The 7,045-nt window shown below is 64.3% G+C and carries 8 protein-coding genes and 1 pseudogene; all 9 read right to left on the bottom strand.

Going from position 1 to position 7,045, the window contains the following annotated elements; translation table 11 throughout:
- Window positions 1–109 precede the first annotated feature (109 nt).
- Window positions 110–1,483: an HD-GYP domain-containing protein gene (locus OKC30_RS19095; protein ID WP_270668154.1), complete on the bottom strand. Its 1,374-nt coding sequence runs from the start codon at window positions 1,481–1,483 to the stop codon at window positions 110–112.
- 84 nt (window positions 1,484–1,567) lie between these two features.
- Entirely contained in the window at window positions 1,568–2,125 is a 558-nt protein-coding gene (locus OKC30_RS19090; RefSeq protein WP_221365674.1) for a DUF3332 domain-containing protein, read from the bottom strand.
- 144 nt (window positions 2,126–2,269) lie between these two features.
- Window positions 2,270–3,565 (bottom strand): methyl-accepting chemotaxis protein, encoded by a 1,296-nt coding sequence (locus tag OKC30_RS19085; RefSeq protein WP_270668153.1) that lies wholly within the window; start codon window positions 3,563–3,565, stop codon window positions 2,270–2,272.
- A 202-nt stretch (window positions 3,566–3,767) separates the two neighbouring features.
- Window positions 3,768–4,232, bottom strand: coding sequence for a GNAT family N-acetyltransferase (locus OKC30_RS19080; protein WP_042864187.1), 465 nt, complete (start codon window positions 4,230–4,232; stop codon window positions 3,768–3,770).
- A gap of 64 nt (window positions 4,233–4,296) precedes the next feature.
- The gene (locus OKC30_RS19075) at window positions 4,297–4,752 is read right to left on the bottom strand and encodes a DoxX family protein (RefSeq protein WP_270668152.1); all 456 of its coding nucleotides are present in this window, start codon (window positions 4,750–4,752) and stop codon (window positions 4,297–4,299) included.
- Window positions 4,749–5,501, bottom strand: a complete 753-nt coding sequence (locus tag OKC30_RS19070) for an HvfC/BufC N-terminal domain-containing protein (RefSeq protein WP_270668150.1) — start codon at window positions 5,499–5,501, stop codon at window positions 4,749–4,751. The genes OKC30_RS19075 and OKC30_RS19070 overlap by 4 nt, the downstream gene beginning before the upstream one ends.
- A 53-nt stretch (window positions 5,502–5,554) precedes the next feature.
- Window positions 5,555–6,397 (bottom strand): MNIO family bufferin maturase, encoded by an 843-nt coding sequence (gene bufB, locus OKC30_RS19065; protein WP_103260508.1) that lies wholly within the window; start codon window positions 6,395–6,397, stop codon window positions 5,555–5,557.
- 59 nt (window positions 6,398–6,456) lie between these two features.
- Window positions 6,457–6,720, bottom strand: a complete 264-nt coding sequence (locus OKC30_RS19060) for a BufA1 family periplasmic bufferin-type metallophore (RefSeq protein WP_010673595.1) — start codon at window positions 6,718–6,720, stop codon at window positions 6,457–6,459.
- A gap of 209 nt (window positions 6,721–6,929) precedes the next feature.
- A pseudogene (locus OKC30_RS19055) lies at window positions 6,930–7,045 on the bottom strand (IS5/IS1182 family transposase); the annotation flags it as partial.

Below are 7,045 nucleotides of genomic sequence, written 5' to 3'. Positions count from 1 at the left end.
GAACCAGTGATTGGTTCCGGATTGTCCTACAGCAGAAGGATCGGTCAATGGATCCTTAACTGATCAGCATTGCCGCCGATGCGGGGCTTGTTTGTCTCCGGCTCGCGCCTTAGCTTGCACGAGCCAGGGGCTGCTCCGGAGTGAGGTAGAGGGAGAAGTCCTCTATCCCCGCCTTCAGGGCGGCAAAGCAGTCGGGGTCGATGGCCGTGCCCAGGTTTTCCGCCATCATCTCCAGGGCCCGCGGCACCGGGATGGCATCCCGATAGGGGCGCTTGGCGGTGATGGCATCGAAGATGTCGGCAGTGGTGATGATGCGCGTCTCCAGGGTGATCGCCTCCCCCTTGAGCCCCTTGGGGTAGCCCTTGCCGTCGAGTCGCTCATGGTGGGCGCCAGCCACCAGGGCCAGCTCCTCGAAGGCGCCGATGCGGCCCAGGATCTCCTCGGTGTAGGCGGCATGCATCTGCACCGCCGCCCACTCCTGCTCGTCAAGCTTGCCCGGCTTGTCGAGGATGGCGTTGCTCACCCCGAGCTTGCCCACGTCGTGGAGCAGGGCACCCCGCTTGAGCCAGCGTCGCCGTGGCTCGGACAGCCCCATCTGGGCGGCGAGGATGTCGGCATAGAGCGCCACCCTGCCGCTGTGCCCCGCGGTATAGGGGCTCTTGGAGTCCACCACCTGGCCGAAGGCCGCCGCTATCTCGTCCAGATAATCCTCATCCAGCGCCACCTCCCCCTGCCCCGCCGGGTGGCCGAAGACCCGCTCCGCCAACGCGGGATCCGCCAGCCCTTGCCAGAAGGCGTCATCGGCCAGCGCCTCGAAGGCATTGACCAAGGCGGGATCAAACCAGTTTCCACTGCGCTCGCGCAGCTCCCTCATCGCCGCGTCCGGCCCGGCGGCGGCGTGAAACACGTCCACCACCTGACAGAGCAGGGCGATGCGGGAGAAGAGCGGGATGGCCTCCCCCGCCAGTTGTTGCGGCCGCCCTTTGCCGCTCCAGTGCTCATCCAGAGAGAGGATCCCCTGGGCCACCTCGTCGCTGAAACGCAACTGGCGGGCGATGTCCGCCCCCCGGTGGCAGCGGGTCAGGATCAGCTCGTTGGCTATCTGATCCCCGTTGCGAAAGATGTGGAACAGGCTGCGAAAACGGCCCAGCAGATCCGCCTGCAAGCCGGTGTGGCCCAGCACGAAGTTGACCACCTCGGAGAGGGAGCCATCCACCAGCTTGAAGTCGCGCTTGAAGTGAAGATCGTCGGTGAGATAGAGCTCGCAGATGCGGGCGGCATTGCTGCTGCACCCCAGATCCTTGAGCAACAGGGTGTAATAGAGGTCGTGGCGCTGCCGGGCATCCAGTCCCAGTTGCTCCCCCAGACGAGAGCCTATCCAGCAGCAGCGGATGCAGTGGCCTCTCGGCTGCCCTTCCGTCATGTCCAGGGCATGGCTGAGAGAACCAATCAGCTCTGCCAAACGCAACCCGTTTACCGTCATAGCCCACTCCCTCTACATCGGGGCGTACTTGCCCGCAGGCATGTATAGCATTTGTCGGGAGTAAAGGATCAGGGGCGCGACAAATTATGCCTGCACCGCTCCCCGACTTGCCGCCGCATCGAGCTGCTCGCGGCTCAGGGTCGAGACCAGTTTGTCGTCCAGATAGAGATCCAGCCGCTCCCCGCGCATCTCTCCCCGCATCAGGCTGCGCTGACCGTCGATGTAGTGGATCTCCATCTGGGCGGTGCGCTCGTCCGGGTAGCTCACCTGTACCTCGCGCACCCCTTGGGGCAGCAGGGCCAGCGGCACCTGGTTGAGGGCAGGATCCAGGTGCTGGTTCACCTTGATGATCGCATCGCTCTTCTGATCCACCAGGGCGGGCGACTTGCCGGTAATGGGGTTCTTGCCGGACCAGAATTCGATGGTGTTGAACACGAAGAGATCCGCCGTGGCCGCCAGGCCATAGACGGGGGAGAGCAGCACGAAGACGCCGGCACGGCCGTAGCGGTTGTCCACCACGCTGAGGTTGCCCTTGGTCACCATGGAAGAGAGGCCCATCTGGCCCATGCAACCGCCGAGCCCCAGGCTCGCCCCCACTCCCAGCAGCAGGGCCAGTGCCCTGCCTCTCTGTCGTACTGCCATTGTTGTCTACCTGCTCAATAAAAAGGAGGCGGCAGCCTAAACAAGGGGGCCGGGCGGCACAATGACGAAGGGGGGCGTCATACAGCCAGGGTTCAGCCTGGCCGTCCGATCGCTCACTCTGTTGGCAATCTTGCGGTCAGCCCCTCAGATGGAGAGGGCAGACACCGTCTGGGAGACCCTGTCCGCCTCCTGGTGGATCTCGCTCATCAGCTTGTCCACCCCGGCGATCTGCTGCTTGCCGAGTTCGGCGCTGCCCGCCACCCCGGCCATGTCGTCGGTCACCCTGGCGGTCAGCTCGCGATTCTTCTGCACCACCCTGGCGATCTCGTCGGTAGAGAGTGACGTGCGGGCGGCCAGCTGGCGCACCTCGTCCGCCACCACCGCAAACCCGCGCCCCTGCTCCCCTGCCCGCGCCGCCTCGATGGCGGCGTTCAGGGCCAGCAGATTGGTCTGATCGGCGATGGCGCTGATGGTCGAGACGATGGCCTCGATGCTTCTGGACTGCTCGTTGAGCTGGCCGATGAGGGCGATGGCCTCATCCACCTGGGAGGCGATGAGGGAAGAGGTCTGCACCACGGCGCGCAGCAAGCCCGCCCCCTCCTCTGCGCTGTGCAGGGTCTCCTGGGCGGTGCTGTGGGCCAGGCGGGCCGCCTCCCGGGTGGCGTGGTTCTGCTCGATGCGCGCGGTGATGTCGCTGGCGAACTTCACCACCCGTACCACCTTGCCGCTGCCATCCCGGATGGGGTTGTAGGTCGCCTCCAGCCAGACGGCCTGCCCCCGGCTGTTGTGGCGCATGAAGAGGCCGGATTTGAACTGGCCCCGGGCCAGCTCCTCCCAGAAACGGGGCTGCTCGCGCAGGAAGGTTTCGTCACAGAAGATCCTGTGGTGCCTGCCCGCGATCTCACTCAGGGTGTAACCCATAACGCTCAGGAAGTTGGCATTGGCATGGAGGATGTCGCCGTTCGGGGTGAACTCGATCATGGCCCGGGAGCGGTCCAGTGCCTCGGTCAGCGCTTCGAGTCGCTCCAGCCGCTGGTGCTGTTCGGTGACGTCGCTGGCAATCTTGAATACCCGGGTCACCCGGCCCTGGTGCTTCACCGGGAAATAGGTCGCCTCCAGCCAGCGCGTCTCCCCCTGCCGGTTCACGCGCTCGAAGGTGCCTGACTGCACCTCCCCCTGGGCCAGGCGGCGCCAGAACTGGCGATAGTCACCGGACTCCCCCCAGGCCCTTGGACAGAGCTGGCTGTGGGGCTGCCCAATCAGTTCGGCGGCACCATATCCCATCAGGGCCAGGAAAGGGGTGCTCGCCTCCTGGATGATCCCCTCCGGGCTGAAGATGACGGTGGCGGCACCCGCCTTGATCGCCTCTATGATGCCCTGCTCCTCGTCGAGCCGGGTCTGGCATGCCTGCAACTGCGCTTTGAGCTTCTGATTGAACATGACACTTCTTCCTCGTTGACCATCCCCATGGGCACCACGGCCTCACCCACAGAGGGTATCGGCACCGCCAGCGCCGACATAAGTGGTCGGACGACTGAAACGAATGGGGCGCGCAGTGTATAGAAAAGCGGCGATGCCGCCAAGGGCTCCCAGTACGCAGCCCTTGTGAAAGAGGATCAGCCCGGTGCAGAAAAAGAGGAGGCTAACGGGCAGGTACGCACTCGAGACAGGCAGGATTGCCAGCAAAGCCGAACCGTTCGTAGATAGCGCGCCCATCACTGCTGGCATGGAGCCACAGCTTGCCCAGTTGCTGCTCGCGGGCATACGCCACCATGGCCACCAGCAGGGCATTCGCCATTCCCCGTCTGCGCCAGGCCGGCCGGGTGTAGATGTTGAGCAGGTACCCTTCCCGCCCCGCCAGATTGCCCGGGTAGGGCGGGCGCACGAAGAGTGCCAGGGTGGCGCACGCCACCACCTCGCCCTCCTCCTCCACCACCCAGCTACGGGCGCTGCCCTCTTCCTGCGCCTGAATGAAGTAGGCCTGCGTCGCCTCCCTGAGGACCGGATCCTCATCGGGCCGGGCAAGTTCCCCCACCTCGCAAAAGAGCGCCATGCGCAGTGTCGTCAGGGCAGGAATATCGGCCGCCAGGGCCTCGCGAACCTTCATCTCTTCTCCTTTGCATTCCTTTCCCACCCGTCAGTCAGTCAGGCAGGGCTCGTGTGCGGCCACCTTACGCCGGAGGCGAGCGACGGGCAAGGCGCCAGCTGTCGAGCCCCAGGGGGCCCGCCCCCCACACGGCCAGGGTCAGCAGCATCCAGCCCCACAACTGGTGATCGTGAAAGCCCCCCGCCCAGAGGGCCGGGTAGGAGATGACCGCCATGGCGTTGAAGCCAAACAGCAGCAAGGCGACCGGACGGGTGAAGAGGCCCGCCAGCAGGAAGAGGGGCAGCAACAGCTCGGTCGCAGTGCCCGCATAGGCCGCCCACTGCCAGGGCAGCAGGGGCACCTGATATTCGAACTCGAACAGATAGAGGGTGCTGTCCCAGGCCGTTAACTTGAGCCAGCCGGATCGCAGAAAAATGGTGGCGACCCAGAGCCTGGCAAGCAGCAACAGGCCACCGCTGCACCAGGGCAAGATGCGTTCAACAAGGGGGCCAAGGGGCCTGGCAAGGGTTTGCATTGTCATGGGGCAAGCTCCAGATCGACCAGCAGGTCGAGGGTGATGAGGGGGGCTAGGTGTTCGGCCATGGCGGGATCCTGAGCCAGCAGGCTGGCCAGCGGCCTGCCCTGCAGGCAGCCTTGCAGCAGACGCCAGGCGGCGGCATCCAGGGGAATGGGGTCGACCCGGTGTCCGGGGCGTTTCTTGAGTGCCAGGGAGCAGACAGCATCCAGCTCCCTGACCGTCTCACCGCCGTGCAGGGCCATCTGCCAGAGCGCCAGCACCGGATGGGGGCTCTCCAGGATCAGCAGATCGCAGGCAGGATGCAGCACCAGCCGCTCCCAGTGGTCAGGGGTCATGGCGGCAAGCCGCTCGGCGGGCCAGTGCCGCGTCTCTGGCGCAAGCAGCGAGACCCGCTCCAGCCCCCACTCGAAGCGGGCCAGATCCCCGAGCCAGGGCAACGCGGCCGTGGTGGGCAAGCGTACCAGCCAGTCGCCAAAGCCCTCCCCGTAGTCCATGACGCTCCCCTCCTCCAGAGGTGCCGCCAGCACGAACCCTCGTGCCGCCGCCTCAAAGAAAGTCTCGCCAACCATGGCGCGTACCGCGGGGTAGCTGCTGGCGAGCACCTCGGTGAGGCCGAGGATGAAGTTGTTGCGATAGATCTGCAACAGGGCGTCGGGGGCAAAGCGTCCCGGCTGGATGTGCCCGAGGATGGCATCATCCTGGCCGAGCAGACCGCTCGCAAAAGCGCGTTGCATGGAAGCAAGCTCAGACATGGGCTGCCTCCCCGAGCAGCCCGCTCGCACAAGTACCTTGCGGGAAAACAAGCTCAGACATGGGCGGCCTCCCTGGATGGTTGCTGTGCCGCGCTCAGGATCTCGCTGGCACGCTGCGCCTCTCCCAGCAGCACCGGCAACGGGGGGATCGCCAGATCCCATTCAATCAGGGTGGGGATGGCGCGCTGCTGGCAGACCTGCTCGTAGAGCGCCCAGACGGGCTCGGCCACGGGGGTGCTGTGGGTATCGATATAAAGGGGCCCCTGAGGCAGGTGCTTCTCGGTAAAACCGGCCAGGTGAATTTCGCCGACCGTGTCGAGGTCGATAGTCGCCAGATAGTCGTCCACCTCCAGGCCGTGATTGACTGCGCTCACATGGAGGTTGTTGAGATCGAGCAGGACGCCGCAACCGCTGCGCCCAGCCAGCTCGGCCAGAAACTCGGCCTCCCCCATCTCCCCCGCCAGTTGCAGGTAGGAAGAGGGATTCTCGATGAGCAGTTGTCTGCCCAGTGTCTGCTGCACCCGATCTATCTTGTCGCTCATGTGCAAAAGAGCGGCCCGGGTGTAGGGCATGGGCAGCAGATCGTTGAAATAGCGCCCGCCGATGCTGCCCCAGCTCAGGTGCTCCGACACCCGCACCGGCGAGATGGCCGCCACCAGGGCTGCCAGCTGGCGCAGGTGCCCGGCATCGAGAGGATCGGCGGAGCCCAGCGACATGCCGACTCCGTGAAGGCTCACGGGGTAGTGCCTCGCAAGCTCCGCCAGCACCTCGAAGCCCTGGCTGTGGCGCTCGAAGTAGTTTTCGCTGTGTACCTCAAGCCAGCCCACTCCGGGCAGGGTGTGGCGGATCTCGTTGTAGTGCGGGGGGCGTAAACCGATACCGATCAAGGGGTTCATGGCTGGGCTCTCAATAGATAGGGCCATGATGTGGCGGGCGCCACACCATGGCATGCGGCTTACTTGGGTTGCAGGGACCCGCCAGCGAGCTTCTCGCACAGCCCCTTGGGCACCACCACGAAGGCATCCCCCTGGGCATCCATCTTGGCGGTGCCGGCGCAGGATCCGCCCTTGGTGGCGCAGTCGTTCTTGCCCGCCTTGACCACGCCGTAGCACTTCTCCTTGTCATCCGCAGCCATGGCCGGCGCGGCGATGAACTGGGCACCCAGGGCCAGCAGACCCGTCATGGCAGAGGCGATGGCAGTACTCTTTTTCACGTTCATGTCTCTATTCCTTGTTGTCGAGAGTGATGTCTCCGGCGCATATCATCCGGCTACGTTCAATAGGGAAGGTGCGAATAAGCGGGGAAATTCTTCTCGGCTGACTCAGTCATTTCATTTCTTCATGTTTGAGCCGATTTTTTCTCCCGTAAATGCCTTGAATCAGCCTATTTAGACCGTTTCTTCGCCATTTAAGGCGTTATCCCCAGTTTTTAGTGAGATCTCTCCCACTGACGTATCATTTGGTCCGCCCGAAACAGGTTGGCCAGCGTGAATAACATCGCCAGTTGGTTATCGTTTTTCAGCAACCCCTTGTATCTGGCTTTCA

Origin of the sequence: Aeromonas sp. QDB18, from assembly GCF_027705325.1 — a bacterium.
In the GTDB taxonomy this organism is placed as follows: domain Bacteria; phylum Pseudomonadota; class Gammaproteobacteria; order Enterobacterales; family Aeromonadaceae; genus Aeromonas; species Aeromonas caviae.
Note: the sequence above shows the minus strand (reverse complement) of the source record. Positions and strands in the feature narration are given on the sequence as shown.

What these genes read in the sequence shown, in the direction of transcription:
- OKC30_RS19095 (WP_270668154.1), bottom strand. Translation starts at nt 1,483, where the DNA reads ATGACGGTAAACGGGTTGCGTTTGGCAGAGCTGATTGGTTCTCTCAGC.
- OKC30_RS19090 (WP_221365674.1), bottom strand. Translation starts at nt 2,125, where the DNA reads ATGGCAGTACGACAGAGAGGCAGGGCACTGGCCCTGCTGCTGGGAGTG.
- OKC30_RS19085 (WP_270668153.1), bottom strand. Translation starts at nt 3,565, where the DNA reads ATGTTCAATCAGAAGCTCAAAGCGCAGTTGCAGGCATGCCAGACCCGG.
- OKC30_RS19080 (WP_042864187.1), bottom strand. Translation starts at nt 4,232, where the DNA reads ATGAAGGTTCGCGAGGCCCTGGCGGCCGATATTCCTGCCCTGACGACA.
- OKC30_RS19075 (WP_270668152.1), bottom strand. Translation starts at nt 4,752, where the DNA reads ATGACAATGCAAACCCTTGCCAGGCCCCTTGGCCCCCTTGTTGAACGC.
- OKC30_RS19070 (WP_270668150.1), bottom strand. Translation starts at nt 5,501, where the DNA reads ATGTCTGAGCTTGCTTCCATGCAACGCGCTTTTGCGAGCGGTCTGCTC.
- bufB (WP_103260508.1), bottom strand. Translation starts at nt 6,397, where the DNA reads ATGAACCCCTTGATCGGTATCGGTTTACGCCCCCCGCACTACAACGAG.
- OKC30_RS19060 (WP_010673595.1), bottom strand. Translation starts at nt 6,720, where the DNA reads ATGAACGTGAAAAAGAGTACTGCCATCGCCTCTGCCATGACGGGTCTG.